Genomic DNA, 19,251 nt, shown 5'->3' with positions numbered 1-19,251 from the left:
GGCCGCCCCGGCCTCCCCGGCCGCGGGGGCGTGGCCCAGCGCCGCCGCCCCCGGCAGCGGCGCACCGGCCCCGACCCCCGCCGCGCCGGCTCCGGCCGCGGCCGCCCCCTCGACACCCGCGGCCGCCGCGCCCTCCCCCGGCATGGCCGCCGGGGCGGGGCAGGTCCAGGCGATGTGGCCCGGCGTCCTGGAGGCCGTCAAGAACCGCCGCCGCTTCACCTGGATCCTGCTCAGCCAGAACGCCCAGGTCACCGGCTTCGACGGAACCACCCTGCAGCTCGGCTTCCCCAATGCCGGAGCCCGGGACAACTTCGCGAGCAGCGGCAGCGAAGACGTCCTCAAGGCGGTCCTCGCCGAGCAGTTCCAGGTCAACTGGAAGATCGACGCCGTGGTGGGCGGGGGCGGACCGGCTCCGGCCGGGCCCTCCGCCCACTCCGCCCCGCCCGCCCCCGCGTACGGCCGGCCCCCGTCCGCCCCCCAGGCCCAGCCGCAGGACCGGCAGTCCCCGCAGCCCCCGGCCGCCTCCCACCAGTCCCCCGCCCACCAGGCGCCGCCCCAGCAGACCGCCGCCGCGCCGCAGGCTCCCGTACAGCAGGCGCCCCCGCCGGTGGCTCCCGAGGACGACGTACCGGAGGAGGACGACCCCGACCTCGTGGACAGCGCCCTGACCGGACACGAGCTGATCGTGCGCGAGCTCGGAGCGACCGTTGTGGAGGAATACACGAATGAGTAGCGCCTGCTGATTGGGTGGCCGCACGAAACCGGCCGCGCCGTCCGGGCTACCCTGGGCGGCGTGAAGGTCCTCGTCATCGGCGGCGGCGCCCGCGAACACGCCCTGTGCCGCTCTCTGTCCCTCGACCCCGACGTCTCCGCGCTGTACTGCGCCCCCGGCAACGCCGGCATCGCCGAGGTGGCGGAGCTGCGCCCGGTCGACGCCCTCAACGGCACCGCCGTGGCCCGGCTGGCAGCCGAACTGGGCGTCGGCCTGGTCGTCGTCGGCCCGGAGGCCCCGCTGGTCGCCGGCGTCGCCGACAGCGTCCGCGCCGCCGGCATCCCGGTCTTCGGCCCGTCCGCGGCGGCAGCGCAGCTGGAGGGCTCCAAGGCCTTCGCCAAGGACGTGATGGCCGCGGCCGGGGTGCCGACCGCGCGCAGCTACGTCTGCACCACCGCCGAGGAGGTCGACGCCGCGCTCGACGCCTTCGGTGCCCCCTACGTGGTCAAGGACGACGGCCTCGCGGCCGGCAAGGGCGTCGTGGTCACCGACGACCGGGCCGCCGCCCGCGCCCACGCGCTGGCCTGCGAGAGGGTCGTCATCGAGGAGTACCTCGACGGCCCCGAGGTCTCCCTGTTCGCCATCACCGACGGCGTCACCGTGCTGCCGCTCCAGCCCGCGCAGGACTTCAAGCGCGCGCTCGACGGGGACGAGGGCCCCAACACCGGCGGCATGGGCGCGTACTCGCCGCTCCCGTGGGCCGACCCGAAGCTGGTCGACGAGGTCATGGAGCTGGTCCTCCAGCCGACCGTCGACGAGCTCCGCCACCGCGGCACCCCCTTCTCGGGACTGCTCTACGCCGGCCTGGCCATCACCGGCCGCGGCACCCGCGTGATCGAGTTCAACGCCCGCTTCGGCGACCCCGAGACCCAGGTGGTCCTGGCCCGGCTGCGCACCCCGCTCGCGGGCGTGCTCCTCGCCGCCGCCAACGGCACCCTGCACGCCGAACCGCCGCTGAGCTGGAGCGACGACGCGGCCGTCACGGTGGTCATCGCCTCCCACAACTACCCGGACACCCCGCGCACCGGCGACCCGATCCAGGGCCTCGAGGAGGTCGCCGCCGAGGACGCGCCCGACGCGTACGTGCTCCACGCCGGGACCCGGCGCGAGGGCGACGCCGTCGTCAGCGCGGGCGGCCGCGTGCTCTCGGTGACGGCGACCGGTTCCGATCTGGTGCGGGCGCGCGAGAAGGCGTATAAGGCGGTCGGGCGGATCAAGCTCGACGGCTCGCAGCACCGTACGGACATTGCCGCCAAGGCCGCCGAAGGCCGCTGACCAGCAGGGCCGTCACGCGGCGGGCCCGGGGCGCGAGCGAGCGCACCGGGCCCGCGCGTACATGCGCGTGCGACTGCATCCGGCCGCCTTCGAACGCAGCCACCTTTACCCAAAGCCATTCCATCGGGTGATCGTCACCCGGACTGCCTGACGACCGCCCCGGCCCCAACTAGGGTGCGGCGCAAGCATTCCGGCACATGGCCCACCGGCATTGCGATGTCAGTGGCGGGTGTCACAGTGGGGGAGTGAGCAAAGCCGCCGCAGGGCAGAGGGGGTGAGGTCCGGCCGTGTCCGGAACCGGTTCGATCGCAGAAGTGGGCGCGCCGTCCGCGCGTTCGCGGGCCCTCGCCGTGCTGCGGGTCCGCAGCAGGGCCATGGCCGCCGTGCTGCTGCCCGCCGCCCTCGCGGTGGTGCTCGTCGCCGCCCGGATGACGGGCCGGCTGGCCGGGGATCCCTGGCCGGCGGTGACCCTGGCCGTCTGCGCCGTGGCCGCGCTGGTGCTGCTGGCGGGCGCGCTGTTCGGCGCCGTGGTGCTGCGGGCGCGGCCCGCCGTGACGCCGACGGTGCCGCTGCCGGAGGCCGCCGCGCCGGACCTCTACCGGCTCGTGCGGGACCTGGCCGACCGGATGGACGTTCCCGCGCCCTCCGCGATAGCCCTGACCCCGGACTGTGACAGCTGGCTGGAGGACCGCAGCCATGCGGCCCACCGCCGGGGCGGCGCGCGTGCCGCGTCCGCGGGCATAGCCGGGTCCGGCGGCCCGGAGTCCCAGCCCGGCGCGGCCCCCGTGCTGGTCATCGGCTCGCCGTTCCTCTGGTGGATGCGGGTCGCCGAGCTGCGGGCCGTCCTCGCGCCGGTCGTCGCCGGTACGGGCCCCTCCGCGCACCCGGACATAGCCGACGCGCGGGGCTTCGTACGGGGGCTCGACGCGGCGGTGGACATCGGTGGCAGGCCCGGCCTCGGCTGGATCGCCCGCCCGGCCCGGCTGCTGCTGCGGCTGTGCCAGGCCGACGCCGCCGAGATGGAGCGCGGGGTCGCCGCGGCCGCGTCCGACCGCGCCTACGGGGTGGACTACGGGCTGCGCATCGTCGCGCAGGAGCAGGTCGGCCTCGCCTACGCGGGCTGGGACCGGCTCCTGACCCGGGTCGCGCTGCCCGCCTGGCGGATGGGCCGCTGGCCGGCGCACCTGGACGCCGGGGTGGTCTCCGCCCTGACCGAGCTGTCCCGCCGGGACCGGCTGGCCGACGAGTTCGCCTCGCGGCTCGGCGAGCGCCCCGCCTGCGACCTCCTGGAGCAGCCCGGCGTGGTGGACGAGGCCACCTCCCTGCTGGCGGCCCGGCTCTTCCACGGCGGCCCGGCCGAGGCGGGACCGGACTGGGCGCCCGTCGACTGGACGGCCTACCCGCACGAGGTCGTGGACCGCACCTGGCGTACCGAGGCGGCCCGTCTGCACGCCGCGCTCGACGCGCTGTCCGTCCCGGGGGACCTGGCAGCCCCCGCGGGCCCCGTCGCCCGGCCCGAGACCGCCATGGCCCCGGGAGAGCCGGTTCCGGTGACGACGGGCGCCCCCGCCCGGGCCGGAGCCTCGCGGACCGGCACCGCCGCCCCCGGCGGCCCCGGCGCCCGCCCGGCGGACCGGTGTACCCCCGCCGACACGGCGCCCCCGGGCGGGCCGACGCTGGAGCGGGTCCTCGGATACCTCACCGACCCCACGGGGGACGGCGCCGCCGGAGAGGCCCTCGCGGGGCGGCTCAGCGGCGATCTGGCCCGGGAGGAACGGGCCGCCGGAGCCGGCGACAGGCCCCGGCCGTGCGGCGGCGCGGACACGCTGCCGCTGTTCCCCCTCCAGCCCCCGCGCAGCGGCCGCGACCTGCTGGCCGACCACGTCACCGCCCTCGTCTGCTGCGCCGCCGTGGACTCGGCCGGCGCGGGCCCCGGCCTGGACTGGCTGGACGGCCCCGTCCTGCTGGTCGGCGGCGAACGGCGGGCGGACCTCGCCCCCCGGGTGCTCTCCCTCGTCGAGGACGGGGACCCGGAGCCCCTGCGCGACTGGCTCGCGGAGCTCGGCGTACCCCCGGAGAAGCCCGTCCGCCTCCTCTGAGCCCACCCCGGCCCGTCCACCCCGGCCCGCCCCTCCGCCCCCCACCGGGCGGCAGCCCGCATGTTCCGGTCACGTCAATTCACGACGAACGGTGACGGAGTGAGTGCGTTATGTGATGTGCTTGGGACCGGTCGTGGATGGGTGTCCGAGAACCCGCCGCGCATCCGAGTGGAGCGAACGCGTTCGGGGGAGCGAGGGAGGGGAGCGGTCATGGGTGCGGACCAGATCCGGCGGTGGGAGTCAGGTGCGCTCGCGCACGCGGTGACCGATCCCTTCGGCCAGGGTCCCCTGCCCTGGTTCCGGGGCAGCGAGCTGTACTTCGACGACACCGGCCAGGTCGTCCCCTGGTACGTGGACCCGTCCCTCGCCGCCCCCGGCCGCCACGCCCGCGGCGGCGGCCCGCGCACCGCCGACGACGTGCACCGGCAGGTCAAGGGCTTCGCCTCCACTGGAGCCGTCGCCCCCGGCGAGGCCATCGACTTCCACATCACCGTCGACCCGCCCCAGCAGTTCTCGGTCGACGTCTACCGCATCGGCCACTACGGCGGGGACGGCGCCTCCAAGATCACCACCAGCCCCCGGCTGTCCGGCATCGTCCAGCCGCCCCCGCTCACCGCCGACCGCACCGTCTCCTGCCACCACTGGTGGCTGTCCTGGCGGCTCCAGGTCCCCTCGTACTGGAGCGTCGGCGCCTACGTGGCCGTCCTCACCACCGCCGACGGCTACCGCTCCCACGTCCCCTTCACGGTCCGCGACGACCACCCCGCCGACCTCCTGCTGCTGCTCCCGGACATCACCTGGCAGGCCTACAACCTCTACCCGGAGGACGGCCGCACGGGCGCGAGCCTCTACCACGCCTGGGACGAGAAGGGCCGACTGCTCGGCGAGCGGGACGCCGCCCTCACCGTCTCCTTCGACCGCCCCTACGCCGGCGCCGGCCTGCCCCTGCACGTCGGCCACGCCTACGACTTCATCCGCTGGGCCGAGCGCTACGGCTACGACCTCGCCTACGCCGACACCCGCGACCTGCACGCCGGGCGCGTCGACCCGACCCACTACCGGGGCCTGGTCTTCCCCGGCCACGACGAGTACTGGTCGCTCCCCATGCGCCGCACCGTCGAGCGCGCCCGCGACCACGGCACCTCCCTCGTCTTCCTCTCCGCCAACACCATGTACTGGCAGGTCGAGCTGTCCCCCTCGCCCTCCGGGGTCGAGGACCGGCTCCTGACCTGCCGAAAACGCCGCGGCCCCGGACGCCCCAGCCTGTGGCGCGAGATCGACCGCCCGGAACAGCAGCTGCTCGGCATCCAGTACGCGGGCCGGGTCCCCGAACCGGCCCCCCTGATCGTCCGCAACGCCGCGCACTGGCTCTGGGACTCCACCGGTGCCGCCGAGAACGACGAGCTCCACGGCCTGGTCGCGGGCGAGGCCGACCGCTACTTCCCGCGCACCCAGCTCCCCGAGCACCAGGACCGGATCCTGCTCGCGCACTCCCCCTACCTCGACGGCGAGGGAGCCAAGCGCCACCAGGAGACCTCCCTGTACCGGGCCCCCAGCGGCGCCCTGGTCTTCGCGTCCGGCACCTTCGCCTGGTCGCCGGCGCTCGACCGCCCCGGGCACGTGGACGAGCGGGTCCAGCGGGCCACGGCCAACCTCCTCGACCGGATCTGCAAGCGGGACTGAACGCCCCCCTGACCGGGGCACGGGACCCCGTACGGGAGAATGGGGACGCGCTCGTACAGAACCACAGGGAGACCCCGTGTCCGGATTCGTCGAAAAGCCCGAGCCGGTGCAGGTGCCCGGCCTCGTCCACCTCCACACCGGCAAGGTCCGCGACCTCTACCGGGACGAGGACGGCCGGCTCGTCATGGTCGCCAGCGACCGCATGTCCGCTTACGACTGGGTGCTGCCCACCGAGATCCCGGACAAGGGCCGCGTGCTGACCCAGCTCTCCCTCTGGTGGTTCGACCAGCTCGCGGACCTGGTCCCGAACCACGTCATCAGCACCGAACTGCCCGCCGGCGCCCCCGCCGACTGGGCCGGGCGCACCCTCGTCTGCCAGAACCTGGACATGGTGCCCGTCGAGTGCGTGGCCCGCGGCTACCTCACCGGCTCGGGCCTCGCCGAGTACCGCGAGACCCGCACGGTCTGCGGCCTCGCCCTCCCCGAGGGCCTGGTCGACGGCTCGGAGCTGCCCGCCCCGATCTTCACCCCGGCCGCCAAGGCCGAGGTCGGCGAGCACGACGAGAACGTCTCGTACGAGGAGGTCGCGCGCACCACCGGCGCCGAGACGGCGGCGCTGCTGCGCCAGACCACCCTGGCCGTGTACTCCCGGGCCCGCGACATCGCCCGTGAGCGCGGGATCATCCTGGCGGACACCAAGTTCGAGTTCGGCTTCGACAAGGACGGCCGCCTGGTCGCCGCCGACGAGGTCCTCACCCCGGACTCCTCCCGCTTCTGGCCCGCCGACCTGTGGGAGCCGGGCCGCGCGCAGCCGTCCTTCGACAAGCAGTTCGTCCGCGACTGGCTGACCTCCCCGGCCTCCGGCTGGGACAAGAACGGCGAACTCCCCCCGCCGGCGCTCCCGCAGGACGTCGCCGAGCAGACGTCCGCCAAGTACATCGAGGCCTACGAGCGCCTCACCGGCCTGAGCTGGGCCACCACGATGGCCGCCGCCACCGGCGCCTGAGACACGACGAAGGCCCCGATCATTGATCGGGGCCTTCGTTCCTGAGCGGACAACGCGACTCGAACGCGCGACATCCACCTTGGCAAGGTGGTGCTCTACCAACTGAGCTATGTCCGCCTGTGCGCCGTAGCGCGAGAACCACTATACCCAACCCCGCTGCCGCGCGAGACGCACGGCCGTGTGCCGGTTCTCGGCGCCGAGCTTCGTCGCCGCCGAGGACAGGTAGTTGCGTACGGTGCCCTGCGACAGCGAGGCCCGCTCCGCGATCTCCGCGACCGGCGCCCCGTCCGCCGCGAGTTCCAGCACCTCCGCCTCGCGGGCCGTCAGCGGCGAGTCGCCCGCGCTGATCGCGTCGGCCGCCAACTCCGGGTCCACGTAACGCCCTCCGCCGTGCACCGTGCGGATCAGCTCGGCCAGCCGCTGCGCCGAGACCGTCTTCGGCGCGAACGCCCGCACTCCCGCCGCCAGGGCCCGCTTGAGGTGCCCGGGACGGCCGTGGCTGGTCACGATCATGGTCTTGCAGCCGGGCAGTTCGGCCCGCAGCGATGTGGCCACGCTCACACCGTCCGCGCCCGGCATCTGGAGGTCCAGCACCGCCACGTCCGGCCGGTGCGCCCGGGCCATCGCGAGCGCCTCCGGCCCGGAAGCCGCCTCGGCGACGACCACGAGGTCGTCCTCCAGCCCGAGCAGCGCGGCCAGCGCCCCCCGGATCAGGTGCTCGTCGTCGGCCAGCAGTACCCGTACGCGGTTCACGCCCGCACCTCCATTCGTCGTCCGTCCAATGGCACCTCGGCCCGCAGCCGGAACCGGCCGCCGCCGGCCGGCCCCGCCAGCAGGGTCCCGTCCACCGCCGCGAGCCGCTCCCGCAGCCCCGCGAGCCCCGATCCGGGCGGCCCGGCGGGCAGTTCGGACACCCCGTCGTTCTCCACCAGCAGCGTCACGGTGCCCGCAGCCTTCCCGGCCGTCAGCCGGATCAGGCAACTGCGGGCGTCCCCGTGCCGCAGTACGTTCGTGGTCGCCTCCCGGACCACCCAGCCCAGCGCCGACTGCACCTCGGCCGGCAGCTCCCGCGCGGCCGTCGCGAACTCCACCCGGCAGTCCATCCCGGCCGCGCTCAGCACCCCGCGCGCGCCCTCCAGCTCCACCGCGAGGTCCGCCTCCCGGTAGCCGCGCACCACGTCGCGCACCTCCCGCTGCGACTCGCGCGCGATCCGCTGGACCTCGATCATCTGGTCCACGGCCTCGGGGCGTTCGCGCCGGGCCAGCTGCACCGCCAGCTCGCTCTTGAGGGCGATCACGGCCAGGTTGCGCCCCATGACGTCGTGCAGGTCCCGCCCGAACCGCAGCCGTTCCTCCGCGACCGCCAGCCGGGCCTGGATCTCCCGGGTGCGGTCGAGCTCGTAGACGGTGCGCAGCAGCCAGCCGGAGAACCCGCAGGTGAAGGTGAGGAAGGCGCTCATCAGCAGCGTCCCGACGAAGTATCCGATGACCTCGTTCAACGGCAGGCCCAGCGCGGCGACCGTCCCCGAGGTCCCGACGGCGGCGGCCAGGGGCACGTACCTCATGTGCCGGACCTTCTCGAGGGTCAGGACGAGGGAGCCGCAGCCGAAGCCGAGCACCCCGACCACCAGTCCGGGCGCCACGGCCGCGTCGAGCGCGCCGAAGCGGCGCAGGAAGAGGAAGAGCAGGGCGGTCGCGGCGGTGAGGGCCGAGACCGCCACCGCGAGCCGCACCGGGGTGTCGCGGCGGCCGGACACGCCGTCCAGGGCCCTGGAGGAGAGGAAGCCCACGACGACGGCGTGGGCGCAGACCACCAGGAACGACACGATGGCCAGCGACTCGGGGGTGTCGTTCTCCCGGCCGCCGGTGAAGGCCATCAGCCCGAAGGACACGATCTCTATGACCACGAAGAAGTGGAAGGACCAGCGTGTGTACAGCTCGACCTTCCCCGCGCTGCTGCGCTTCTTCCACCACCCGGTCAGCTTCGACACGGTCCCGTCCCCCCGGTTCTTCCCTCTGGCTCACGTCGCGGTTCCCGGCGGAACCGCCACGGGACAGCAAACACCGTGCGGGTGCTCATGACCCAAGCCTCGCGGTGCTCCGGCGGGCGGAGCAGTGCGCGTCGTCACCGACGGCGATGACATTTGTCATCGGGTGTGACGCGTACCACGGCCGACCCGGGGAAGGGCCGGTCGGAACGGGGATACGACGAAGGCCCCGATCGGAAACCGATCGGGGCCTTCGCTCTCTGAGCGGACGACGCGACTCGAACGCGCGACATCCACCTTGGCAAGGTGGTGCTCTACCAACTGAGCTACGTCCGCATCTCGCTGCGGCCTGGGCCGTTGCGATGCGAGCACTACTCTACCTGATCCACAACCGTGGTCGGTCAGCAGTGCAGAGCGGGTGACAGGGATTGCACACTGCGCCTCCCCCCTGGAAGGGGGGTGTTCTGCTACTGAACTACACCCGCACGACTTCGGGGCTTCGACCTTTCGGCCTGGCCCCTCGGCGTGATCCACACACTAGCCGATCAGTGGGGGTGGATGCCAAATCCGGGTCAGTGGGCTTCCTCGTAGGCGGTGTAGACGGCCTTCGGGATGCGCCCGCGCGGCGGCACGTCGTGGCCGTGGGACCGCGCCCAGGCCCGTACGACCGCCGGGTCCGGGGCGATCGAGGTCGTCTTGAAGGCCTTCCCCGACCGGGACTGGCGGCGGCCGGCGGCCACGAAGGGCGCGAGGCTCTTCCGCAGTTTCTTTGCGTTGGCCGCATTGAGGTCGATCTCGTAGGACTTACCGTCCAGGGCGAACGTGACCGTTTCCGCCGCTTCTCCGCCATCGAGGTCGTCGGAGATCGTGACTACTACGCGCTGCGCCACGGATATCGGTCCCTTCGTGCGCCCACCCCGCTCGCTGACGTGCGGTGATGTCGCCTGTGTGGATGTTTCGGTGGAATGTGGCAAACCGTCCCCGTCGCGAAGCGACAAATGCCACGGTCCCGGCTGATTCCTTTGTACCGCGATTCTCATTGAATTGCGAAGCCCAGTTAATTCTCTGCGCGTGTCCCGTCGCAATCCCGGGCGGGTGGTTTTCCGGCGGATTTTGCGAAGCGTTGGTGAAGCCGAAACGGCGCGTGCTTCGCTCCCGGCCGATATCTACCCGCGTAGAAATTTCGGCCGGGTACGCTGAGGGAACCGCCTTCGCACCAACCACCTCATCGGGAGTGCCAGTGGCACGCGTCGTAGTCGACGTCATGCTCAAGCCGGAGATCCTCGACCCCCAGGGCCAGGCGGTGCAGCGTGCACTGCCGCGCCTGGGCTTCGACGGGATCGCCGACGTCCGCCAGGGGAAGCGTTTCGAACTGGAGGTGGAGGGACCGGTCGACCAGGCCGCCCTCGACCGCATCCACAAGATGGCCGAAACGTTCCTCGCCAACACCGTCATCGAAGACTTCACCGTGAAGGTCGAGGCCTGACGGTGACCACACGCATCGGAGTCGTCACGTTCCCCGGAACGCTCGACGACCGTGACTCGCTGCGCGCCGTCCGCCTCGCGGGGGCCGAGCCGGTCTCGCTCTGGCACCGCGACAAGGACCTGCACCAGGTCGACGCGGTCGTCCTCGCGGGCGGCTTCTCCTACGGGGACTACCTGCGCGCCGGAGCCATCTCCCGGTTCTCGCCGGTGATGGAGACCGTCATCGAGCAGGCCAGGGCCGGCATGCCTGTCCTCGGCATCTGCAACGGCTTCCAGGTCCTCACCGAGGCCCACCTGCTGCCGGGGGCGATGCTCCGCAACAACCACCTGCACTTCATCTGCCGCGACCAGAAGCTGCGGGTGGAGAACGCGGAGACCGCGTGGACCGGCGACTACGACGCCGGCCAGGAGATCTCCGTACCGCTCAAGAACATGGACGGCCGGTACGTCGCCGACGAGCGCGTGCTCGACGAACTGGAGGGCGAAGGCCGAGTGGCCTTCCGGTACGTCGACATGAACCCGAACGGCTCGCTGCGCGACATCGCCGGCATCACCAACGCCGCGGGCAACGTCGTCGGCCTCATGCCGCACCCCGAGCACGCGGTCGAGCCGCTGGTCGGGACCGGCCGCACCGACGGCCTCCCGTTCTTCACGTCGGTCCTGAAGAAGCTGGTCAGCGCATGAGCCTCGACACCGTAAAGAACGCCACCGAGACCCCGGACGCCTCCCAGCCCTGGAAGGAGCTCGGCCTCAAGGAGGACGAGTACGCCCGGATCCGCGAGATCCTCGGCCGCCGCCCCACCGGCGCCGAGCTCGCCATGTACTCCGTCATGTGGTCCGAGCACTGCTCGTACAAGAGCAGCAAGGTCCACCTGAAGCAGTTCGGCGAGAAGGTCCCGGAGAACGACGCCATGCTCGTCGGCATCGGCGAGAACGCCGGCGTCGTCGACGTCGGCCAGGGCTACGCGGTCACCTTCAAGGTGGAGTCGCACAACCACCCGAGCTACATCGAGCCCTACCAGGGCGCGGCCACCGGCGTCGGCGGCATCGTCCGCGACATCCTCGCCATGGGCGCCCGCCCGGTCGCCGTCGTGGACCCGCTGCGCTTCGGCGCCGCCGACCACCCCGACACCAAGCGCGTCCTGCCGGGCGTCGTCGCGGGCATCGGCGGCTACGGCAACTGCCTGGGCCTGCCCAACATCGGCGGCGAGGTCGTCTTCGACGCCTGCTACCAGGGCAACCCGCTGGTCAACGCCGGCTGCATCGGCGTGATGAAGCACGAGGACATCCACCTCGCCAAGGCCTCCGGCCCCGGCAACAAGGTCATCCTCTACGGCGCCCGCACCGGCGGCGACGGCATCGGCGGCGTCTCCGTACTGGCCTCGGAGACCTTCGACGACACGAAGCCGACGAAGCGCCCGGCGGTCCAGGTCGGCGACCCCTTCCAGGAGAAGCTCCTCATCGAGTGCACCCTGGAGATCTTCAAGGAGAAGCTGGTCGCCGGCATCCAGGACCTCGGCGGCGCCGGGCTCTCCTGCGCCACCTCCGAGCTGGCCTCCGCCGGCTCCGGCGGCATGCGCGTCGAGCTGGACACCGTCCCGCTGCGCGACGCGACGCTCTCGCCCGAGGAGATCCTCATGAGCGAGTCGCAGGAGCGCATGTGCGCCATCGTCGAGCCGCAGCACGTCGACCGCTTCATGGAGATCTGCGAGAAGTGGGACGTCATCGCCACCGTCATCGGTGAGGTGACCGACGGCGAGCGCCTGGAGATCTTCTGGCACGGCGAGCAGATCGTGGACGTGCCCCCGGGCACCGTCGCCCACGAGGGCCCGGTCTACCACCGTCCCTACGCCCGCCCCGAGTGGCAGGACGCCCTCCAGGCCGACGACGCGGGCCGGCTGCCGCGGCCGCAGACCTCCGAGGAGCTGCGCGCGCAGGTCCTGGCGCTGGTCTCGTCCCCGAACCAGGCCTCCAAGTCCTGGGTCACCGACCAGTACGACCGGTTCGTGCAGGGCAACACCGTCCTCGCCCAGCCCGAGGACGCGGGCATGGTCCGCATCGACGAGGAGACCAACCTCGGCGTCGCCATGGCCACCGACGGCAACGGCCGCTACGCCAAGCTCGACCCGTACGCGGGCGCGCAGCTGGCGCTGGCCGAGGCCTACCGCAACGTCGCCGCGACCGGCGCGAAGCCCCTCGCCATCTCCGACTGCCTGAACTTCGGCTCCCCCGAGGACCCGGGCGTCATGTGGCAGTTCGCCGAGGCCACCCGCGGCCTCGCCGACGGCTGCCTGGAGCTGGGCACCCCGGTGACCGGCGGCAACGTCTCCCTCTACAACCAGACGGGCGACGTCGCGATCCACCCGACCCCGGTCGTGGCGGTCCTCGGCGTCATCGACGACGTCAACCGCCGTACGCCGATGGCGTTCGCGGAGGCCGGCCAGCTGCTGTACCTGCTGGGCGACACGGCCGAGGAGTTCGGCGGCTCGGCCTGGTCCCAGGTCGTCCACGACCACCTCGGCGGCCTGCCGCCCAAGGTGGACCTGGGCCGCGAGAAGCTGCTCGCCGAGATCCTGATCTCCTCCTCCCGCGACGGCATGATCGACGCGGCGCACGACCTGTCGGACGGCGGCGTGATCCAGGCGCTCACCGAGTCCTGCCTCAAGGGCGGCAACGGTGCGCGGATCGTGGTCCCGGAGGGCCTGGACGCGTTCACCTTCCTGTTCTCCGAGTCCGCGGGCCGCGCCATCGTGGCCGTCCCGCGCAGCGAGGAGCTCCGCTTCACCGACATGTGCGGTGCCCGGGGCCTGCCGGCCACGCGCATCGGCGTGGTGGACGGCGAGGAGATCGAGATCCAGGGCGAGTTCACCCTCCCCCTGGCCGAGCTCCGCGAGGCCCACGAGGCGACGATCCCGGCGCTGCTGGCCTGAGCCCGGCGCCCCCTCCGCGGGCCCCCGGCCGTAACACCTCCGGCCGGGGGCCCGCGGCGTCGGTCCCCCGGGGCACCGCGCGGCGGCGCGGGCGCAGCGGGCTCGTACGGCCCGGGCCGCGGCCCCAGTAGGGTCGGGGCATGCCGCCCGCCAAGAAGAAGCCGCGCACGTACGACCACGCGAAGATCCGGGCCGCGGTCACCGCGCAGTTCGGGCACATCGCCGCCGCCGTACGGGAGTTGGGGCCCGAGCAGCTGGCACGTCCCAGCGGGCTCGGGGAGTGGAGCGTGGCCGAGCTCGCCGCGCACGTCGCGTGGATCGCGGACTCGCTGGCCCGCGGCCTGGCCAAGCCGCCGGCCGCCGTGCCCGAACTCAGCGCCGTCGAATGGCCCTTCGTCACCGCCTCCCTCGCGGGCAGGATCTCCGAGGCGGCCCGCGAGACCCTGACCGGCGCCCCGCTGCCCGAGCTGTACGAGCGGGCGGGCGCCCACCTGGCCGAAGCGCTGGAGACCCACCCCGGCAGCCGGGTGCTGGACCTGTGGATCGGGGACATGACCCTCGCGGACTTCCTGGTCACCCGCACCGTCGAACTGGTCGTGCACACCGACGACCTGAACCGGGCCGCCGGCCTGGACATCCCCGTCGAGCGGCAGGCCCTGGCCGCCTGCACCCGGCTGCTCGCCGACGCCCTCGCGCTGAAGGCCCCCGGCGGCTCCGTCGAGGTACGGGTGCCGCCCTTCGCGGTGGTCCAGTGCATCGAGGGCCCCCGCCACACCCGCGGCACCCCGCCGAACGTGGTGGAGACCGACCCGCTCACCTGGCTCCGGCTCGCGACGGGCCGCACCGGCTGGGCCGAGGCCCTGGACGCGGCCCGGGTCAGGGCCAGCGGCGAGCGGGCCGACCTCTCCGCGCTGCTGCCCCTGATGGGCTAGGGAGGGAACCGGCCGGGTGCCGGTTCCGTCCCAGGGGCATGCGTACCCTCAGGCACCTGACGACCGGCGCGCTGGCGCTCGTACTGGCCCTGACCGCGTGCAGCGCGGCGGGGCAGGGCCGTGACGACGCCGCCCCCACCGTGCAGACCTCGACCACGCCGCCCGTCCCGGACGCGCCGCTCACCGCGACCGCCTGGACCGTCGCCTCCGTGGCCGGGGCCACCGCCCCCGCGGGCCGGGAGGCCCGCTTCACCCTCACCCCCGAGGGGCAGGCGAACGGCACCCTCGGCTGCAACCGCTTCAGCGCCCCCGCCACCGTCGCCGGCCCCACCGTGACGGTCGGGCCGCTGACCAGCACCCGGATGGCCTGCGAGGGCCCGGCGGGCGAGGTGGAGCGGGCCCTGACCGCCCTCTTCGGCAGCGGCACCCTCACCTGGAAGGTCCGGGGCGGAACCCTCACCCTGACCGCCCCGGACGGCACCACCCTCACCGCCGAGGCGGCGTCGGCGGCCGAGTGACCGCCGGGGCCCGGAGCCGGGCCGTGGTCAGGCCGGGTACGGCAGCAAGCCGGCGTCGACGGCCTCCCAGGCCCGGCGCAGCTCCGCCAGCCGGGCCGGTTCCGCCGCCGCCTTGTCGGCTTGCTCCCGCAGGTCCTCGGCGAGGTCGAACAGCTGGTCGCGCCCCGACTTGCCGCGGTAGTACTTCCAGTTCCCGCGGCGCAGCGCCCGCTCCCCGCGCACCCGCCAGAACAGGTCCCGCTCCGCCGGCTCCTCGCCCCGCAGCAGGTACCCGGCCAGGCTCAGCCCGTCCAGCGGGTACGCCGGGTGGGGCCGGGTCCCGGCCACCTCCAGCAGGGTCGCCGTCCAGTCGGGGCTGAACACGGGGAGGCGGCTGACCTGGCCGCCGTCCAGCCGGGCGGGCCAGCGCACGATGTTCGGCACCCTGATCCCGCCCTCCTGGAGCGAGGCCTTGGCGCCCGACAGGGGCCAGGCGTAGGAGAAGCGCTCGCCGCCGTTGTCGCTGGAGAAGACGACCAGGGTGTCGTCCTCCTGGCCGGAGCGCTTCAGCGCCTTCAGCACCTCGCCGACCGACCGGTCGAGGTCCTCGACCATCTGCCGGTACTTCTCGACCGAGCCGCCGTCGTGGTGCCACAGGGCGCGCCCGTCGCCCGCCTTGATCCGCCGGACGATCTCGGCGCTCGCGGCCGTGTCCCCGTCGGCGATCCACGGCCAGTGAGGGGTGGTGAAGTTCAGGTTCAGCAGCCACGGCCTGCCGCCGTGGTCGCGGGAGACGTACTCGCTCGCCCGCTCCGTGATGATCCGCGTGTAGTAGCGCAGGTCCTTGTACTCGGCGTCGCCCTCGTAGAGGTCGTACTCACCGCCCAGGCCCAGCTTGGAGTAGTACTCCAGGGCCCCGCCGAAGTTCCCGAAGAACTCCTCCCAGCCGGACTTCGTCGGGCTGTGGTCGGGCAGGTAGCCCGCGTGCCACTTGCCGATCAGCGCGGTGGCGTAGCCGGCCCCCTTCAGCAGCGAGGCCAGCGTCGGGTGCGTGGGGTCCAGGCCCGCCGACCTGTCGGCGATCGGCTCCGCCAGGCCGCCCCGGGTACGGGCCGGGTAGCGCCCCGTGTAGAGGCTGAAGCGGGTCGGGGAGCAGGTCGCGGAGCCCGCGTAGGCGTCCGTGAAGCGGACCCCCTCGCGGGCGAGGCGGTCCAGGTTCGGGGTCTTGATGTGCGGGGCCCCGTACGAGGAGAGGTCGGCCCAGCCGAGGTCGTCGCCGAGGATGAACAGGACGTTCGGACGCCGCGACCGGCGGCCGCGCGCGGCCCGGAAATCACGCTCCCGCGGGCCCGTTCCAGGGGCTTCGGCGGCCGCGGCCGGGGCGGCGCCCAGCCCCACTGCGGCGGTGGCCGCACCCACTCCGAAGGCCCCTCCGAAGGCACGGCGGGACAGCTTGCTGTTGTACGAAGACACAGGTACTCCAGGACACGGCTCGGCCGCCCCCGTCCCCGGCGGCGCGCGACGGCGCGCGGCACGGCGGGGCGGGGCCCGGCGGAGCGAAATGTGGAAAAGGGAGAAAGAGTTGTGGCTACGCGCAACAGCGACAGATGGCGCTCGCGACACGGACCAGGTCCACGTGCCGGCGCTCGACGAGGGTGACGGAACGGTCACCGAGAGGCTGCATGGAGCGAGAGCCTGTACGAATTCCCTCGTAGCTGTCAACAAACTGATCCGCATACCGAGACGCGGCCGTCCGGTCACCCTCTGTGCTGTGAGATTTCCCGGCCCTCACCAATTCGGACCAGTGGTCGATCTCGCCTACACTCGGTGGTGTGCCTCGTGGTGATGGACGACTCAACCACGACCTGCTCCCCGGTGAGAAGGGCCCCCAGGACGCTTGCGGCGTCTTCGGTGTCTGGGCTCCGGGTGAAGAGGTCGCCAAGCTCACCTACTTCGGACTGTATGCACTGCAGCACCGCGGACAAGAGTCCGCGGGAATCGCTGTGAGCAACGGTTCCCAGATCCTCGTCTTCAAGGACATGGGCCTCGTTTCCCAGGTCTTCGACGAAACCTCTCTCGGCTCGCTCCAGGGTCATATCGCGGTCGGTCACGCCCGCTACTCGACCACCGGAGCCTCCGTCTGGGAGAACGCGCAGCCCACCTTCCGCGCGACCGCCCACGGCTCGATCGCCCTGGGTCACAACGGCAACCTGGTGAACACCGCCGAGCTCGCCGAGATGGTCGCGGACCTCCCCCGTCAGGACGGGCGTGCCACCCAGGTGGCCGCCACCAATGACACCGACCTGGTCACCGCCCTGCTCGCCGGCCAGACCGACGACGAGGGCAAGCCCCTGACCATCGAGGAGTCGGCCGCCAAGGTCCTCCCGAAGGTCAAGGGCGCCTTCTCCCTGGTCTTCATGGACGAGGGGACCCTCTACACCGCCCGTGACCCGCAGGGCATCCGCCCGCTGGTCCTCGGCCGCCTGGAGCGCGGCTGGGTGGTCGCGAGCGAGACCGCCGCCCTCGACATCTGCGGCGCCAGCTTCGTCCGCGAGGTCGAGCCGGGCGAGCTCATCGCGATCGACGAGAACGGCCTGCGTACCTCGCGCTTCGCAGAAGCGAAGCCCAAGGGCTGCGTGTTCGAGTACGTCTACCTGGCGCGCCCGGACACCGACATCGCCGGCCGCAACGTCTACCTCTCGCGTGTCGAGATGGGCCGGCGCCTCGCCAAGGAGGCCCCGGTCGAGGCCGACCTGGTGATAGCGACGCCGGAGTCCGGCACGCCCGCCGCCGTCGGCTACGCCGAGGCCAGCGGGATCCCGTACGGCTCCGGCCTGGTCAAGAACGCCTACGTGGGCCGGACCTTCATCCAGCCCTCGCAGACGATCCGCCAGCTCGGCATCCGCCTGAAGCTCAACCCCCTCAAGGAAGTCATCCGGGGCAAGCGCCTGGTGGTCGTCGACGACTCGATCGTCCGCGGCAACACCCAGCGCGCCCTCGTGAAGATGCTCCGCGAGGCCGGTGCGGCCGAGGTCCACATCCGGATCTCCTCCCCGCCGGTGAAGTGGCCGTGCTTCTTCGGCATCGACTTCGCCACCCGGGCCGAGCTGATCGCCAACGGCATGACGGTCGACGAGATCGCCACGTCGCTGGGCGCGGACTCGCTCTCGTACATCTCGCTGGACGCGATGATCGAGGCGACGACCATCCAGAAGCCCAACCTCTGCCGTGCCTGCTTCGACGGTGAGTACCCCATGGAGCTGCCCGACCCGCAGCTGCTGGGCAAGCAGCTCCTGGAGTCCGAGCTCGCGGGCGGCACGGACGCCGCCGACGCGCTCCGCCGCCCGTAGGACCCCGGCTCAACCTGCGCCAGGCCCTGTCTTTGAGGCTTCTCCCAGGGCCTGGCACCACATGCAGTAACGACACGAAAGCTCTCTCCTGTCATGACAGAGAAGACCACCGGTGCCAGCTACGCAGCCGCAGGCGTGGACATCGAAGCGGGCGACCGCGCCGTCGAGCTGATGAAGGAGTGGGTGAAGAAGACGCAGCGCCCCGAGGTCCTCGGCGGCCTCGGCGGCTTCGCCGGCCTCTTCGACGCCTCCGCCCTCAAGCGCTACGAGCGCCCCCTGCTGGCCTCGGCCACCGACGGGGTCGGCACCAAGGTGGACATCGCCCGCCAGCTGGGCGTGTACGACACCATCGGCCACGACCTGGTCGCGATGGTCATGGACGACATCGTCGTCTGCGGCGCCGAGCCGCTCTTCATGACGGACTACATCTGCGTCGGCAAGGTGCACCCCGAGCGTGTCGCGGCCATCGTGAAGGGCATCGCCGAGGGCTGCGTCCTCGCCGGCTGCGCCCTGGTCGGCGGCGAGACCGCCGAGCACCCCGGGCTGCTCGGCCCGGACGACTTCGACGTGGCCGGCGCGGGCACCGGCGTGGTCGAGTACGACCGCCTGCTCGGTGCCGATCGCATCCGTACGGGGGACGCCGTCATCGCGATGGCTTCGTCCGGCCTTCACTCGAACGGGTACTCGCTCGTCCGGCACGTCCTCTTCGACCGGGCCGGGATGTCCCTGGAGCAGCACGTCGAGGAGTTCGGCCGCACCCTCGGCGAGGAGCTGCTGGAGCCGACCAAGATCTACTCGCTGGACTGCCTGGCCCTCACCCGAACGGCCGAGGTCCACGCGTACTCGCACATCACCGGCGGCGGTCTCGCGGCGAACCTCGCCCGGGTCATCCCGGACCACCTGCACGCGACGGTCGACCGCGGTACCTGGACCCCGGGCGCCGTCTTCGACCTGGTCGGCAAGGCCGGCAGCGTCGAGCGGCTGGAGCTGGAGAAGACGCTGAACATGGGCGTCGGCATGATGGCCGTGGTCCCGCAGGAGTCGGTGGACGTGGCCCTGACCACCCTGGCCGACCGGGGCGTCGAGGCCTGGGTCGCCGGCGAGATCCTCGACCGGGGCGACCACGCCGAGGGCGCGACCCTGACCGGCAGCTACGCGGTCTGAGCAGCACTGAAACCCGGTCCGGGGCGAGGCCCCGGGCCGGGTTTCGGCATGTATCGAACCAGTGCGGCTT

16 protein-coding genes, 3 tRNA genes and 1 pseudogene are annotated in these 19,251 nt (G+C 72.8%); 12 read left to right on the top strand and 8 right to left on the bottom strand.

The window, feature by feature from the left end; translation table 11 throughout:
- The 5 genes and pseudogenes from AB0D45_RS25465 to AB0D45_RS25445 form a co-directional block, all read left to right on the top strand.
- Nucleotides 1-733 (top strand): annotated as a pseudogene (locus tag AB0D45_RS25465) (DNA polymerase III subunit gamma and tau); the annotation flags it as partial.
- Nucleotides 734-793: 60 nt separating this feature from the next.
- Complete coding sequence (gene purD, locus AB0D45_RS25460) at nt 794-2,047, top strand: phosphoribosylamine--glycine ligase (RefSeq protein ID WP_361608224.1); 1,254 nt, start codon at nt 794-796, stop codon at nt 2,045-2,047.
- Between the two features lie 287 nt (nt 2,048-2,334).
- Nucleotides 2,335-4,146, top strand: coding sequence for a hypothetical protein (locus AB0D45_RS25455; RefSeq protein ID WP_362462964.1), 1,812 nt, complete (start codon nt 2,335-2,337; stop codon nt 4,144-4,146).
- 210 nt (nt 4,147-4,356) lie between these two features.
- A complete protein-coding gene (locus tag AB0D45_RS25450; protein WP_362462962.1) occupies nt 4,357-5,829 on the top strand; it encodes a N,N-dimethylformamidase beta subunit family domain-containing protein in 1,473 nt (490 codons plus the stop codon).
- Nucleotides 5,830-5,905: 76 nt separating this feature from the next.
- On the top strand, nt 5,906-6,835 hold the full coding sequence (locus AB0D45_RS25445; protein WP_361608215.1) for a phosphoribosylaminoimidazolesuccinocarboxamide synthase: 930 nt from the start codon (nt 5,906-5,908) through the stop codon (nt 6,833-6,835).
- Between the two features lie 44 nt (nt 6,836-6,879).
- On the opposite strand, the gene AB0D45_RS25440 is transcribed toward AB0D45_RS25445, so the two are convergent.
- The 6 genes from AB0D45_RS25440 to AB0D45_RS25415 form a co-directional block, all read right to left on the bottom strand.
- A tRNA-Gly gene (locus AB0D45_RS25440) sits at nt 6,880-6,952 on the bottom strand.
- Between the two features lie 24 nt (nt 6,953-6,976).
- A complete protein-coding gene (locus AB0D45_RS25435) occupies nt 6,977-7,588 on the bottom strand; it encodes a response regulator transcription factor (protein WP_361608212.1) in 612 nt (203 codons plus the stop codon).
- Nucleotides 7,585-8,826: a histidine kinase gene (locus AB0D45_RS25430; RefSeq protein ID WP_362462958.1), complete on the bottom strand. Its 1,242-nt coding sequence runs from the start codon at nt 8,824-8,826 to the stop codon at nt 7,585-7,587. The genes AB0D45_RS25435 and AB0D45_RS25430 overlap by 4 nt, the downstream gene beginning before the upstream one ends.
- A 260-nt stretch (nt 8,827-9,086) precedes the next feature.
- Nucleotides 9,087-9,159, bottom strand: a tRNA-Gly gene (locus tag AB0D45_RS25425).
- A 77-nt stretch (nt 9,160-9,236) separates the two neighbouring features.
- Nucleotides 9,237-9,308, bottom strand: a tRNA-Gly gene (locus AB0D45_RS25420).
- 87 nt (nt 9,309-9,395) lie between these two features.
- Nucleotides 9,396-9,713 (bottom strand): Lsr2 family protein, encoded by a 318-nt coding sequence (locus AB0D45_RS25415; protein WP_361608206.1) that lies wholly within the window; start codon nt 9,711-9,713, stop codon nt 9,396-9,398.
- Nucleotides 9,714-10,063: 350 nt separating this feature from the next.
- Here AB0D45_RS25415 and purS point away from each other — a divergent pair, with 350 nt between their 5' ends.
- The 5 genes from purS (at nt 10,064) to AB0D45_RS25390 (ending at nt 14,688) form a co-directional block, all read left to right on the top strand.
- On the top strand, nt 10,064-10,309 hold the full coding sequence (purS, locus tag AB0D45_RS25410; protein WP_042801325.1) for a phosphoribosylformylglycinamidine synthase subunit PurS: 246 nt from the start codon (nt 10,064-10,066) through the stop codon (nt 10,307-10,309).
- Between the two features lie 2 nt (nt 10,310-10,311).
- A complete protein-coding gene (gene purQ, locus AB0D45_RS25405) occupies nt 10,312-10,992 on the top strand; it encodes a phosphoribosylformylglycinamidine synthase subunit PurQ (protein ID WP_362462955.1) in 681 nt (226 codons plus the stop codon).
- Nucleotides 10,989-13,238 carry a phosphoribosylformylglycinamidine synthase subunit PurL gene (purL, locus tag AB0D45_RS25400; protein WP_362462952.1) on the top strand — a complete coding sequence of 750 codons (2,250 nt, stop codon included), beginning with the start codon at nt 10,989-10,991 and terminating at the stop codon, nt 13,236-13,238. The genes purQ and purL overlap by 4 nt, the downstream gene beginning before the upstream one ends.
- Nucleotides 13,239-13,378: 140 nt before the next feature.
- Nucleotides 13,379-14,170, top strand: a complete 792-nt coding sequence (locus tag AB0D45_RS25395; RefSeq protein WP_362462949.1) for a sterol carrier family protein — start codon at nt 13,379-13,381, stop codon at nt 14,168-14,170.
- Between the two features lie 38 nt (nt 14,171-14,208).
- Entirely contained in the window at nt 14,209-14,688 is a 480-nt protein-coding gene (locus AB0D45_RS25390) for an META domain-containing protein (protein ID WP_362462946.1), read from the top strand.
- Between the two features lie 27 nt (nt 14,689-14,715).
- Here the strand turns inward: AB0D45_RS25390 and AB0D45_RS25385 are convergent, their stop codons facing one another.
- Nucleotides 14,716-16,140 carry a sulfatase-like hydrolase/transferase gene (locus AB0D45_RS25385; protein ID WP_362462944.1) on the bottom strand — a complete coding sequence of 475 codons (1,425 nt, stop codon included), beginning with the start codon at nt 16,138-16,140 and terminating at the stop codon, nt 14,716-14,718.
- Nucleotides 16,141-16,255: 115 nt separating this feature from the next.
- Nucleotides 16,256-16,351 (bottom strand): putative leader peptide, encoded by a 96-nt coding sequence (locus AB0D45_RS25380; protein ID WP_361606121.1) that lies wholly within the window; start codon nt 16,349-16,351, stop codon nt 16,256-16,258.
- A 148-nt stretch (nt 16,352-16,499) separates the two neighbouring features.
- Here AB0D45_RS25380 and purF point away from each other — a divergent pair, with 148 nt between their 5' ends.
- Nucleotides 16,500-18,017 (top strand): amidophosphoribosyltransferase, encoded by a 1,518-nt coding sequence (purF, locus tag AB0D45_RS25375; protein WP_361606118.1) that lies wholly within the window; start codon nt 16,500-16,502, stop codon nt 18,015-18,017.
- Nucleotides 18,018-18,110: 93 nt separating this feature from the next.
- Nucleotides 18,111-19,181: a phosphoribosylformylglycinamidine cyclo-ligase gene (purM, locus tag AB0D45_RS25370; protein ID WP_361606115.1), complete on the top strand. Its 1,071-nt coding sequence runs from the start codon at nt 18,111-18,113 to the stop codon at nt 19,179-19,181.
- Nucleotides 19,182-19,251: the final 70 nt, after the last annotated feature.

It is taken from the genome of Streptomyces sp. NPDC048352, assembly GCF_040651895.1.
Taxonomy (GTDB): Bacteria; Actinomycetota; Actinomycetes; order Streptomycetales; family Streptomycetaceae; genus Streptomyces.
This window is presented reverse-complemented; position numbering and strand designations above follow the sequence as displayed.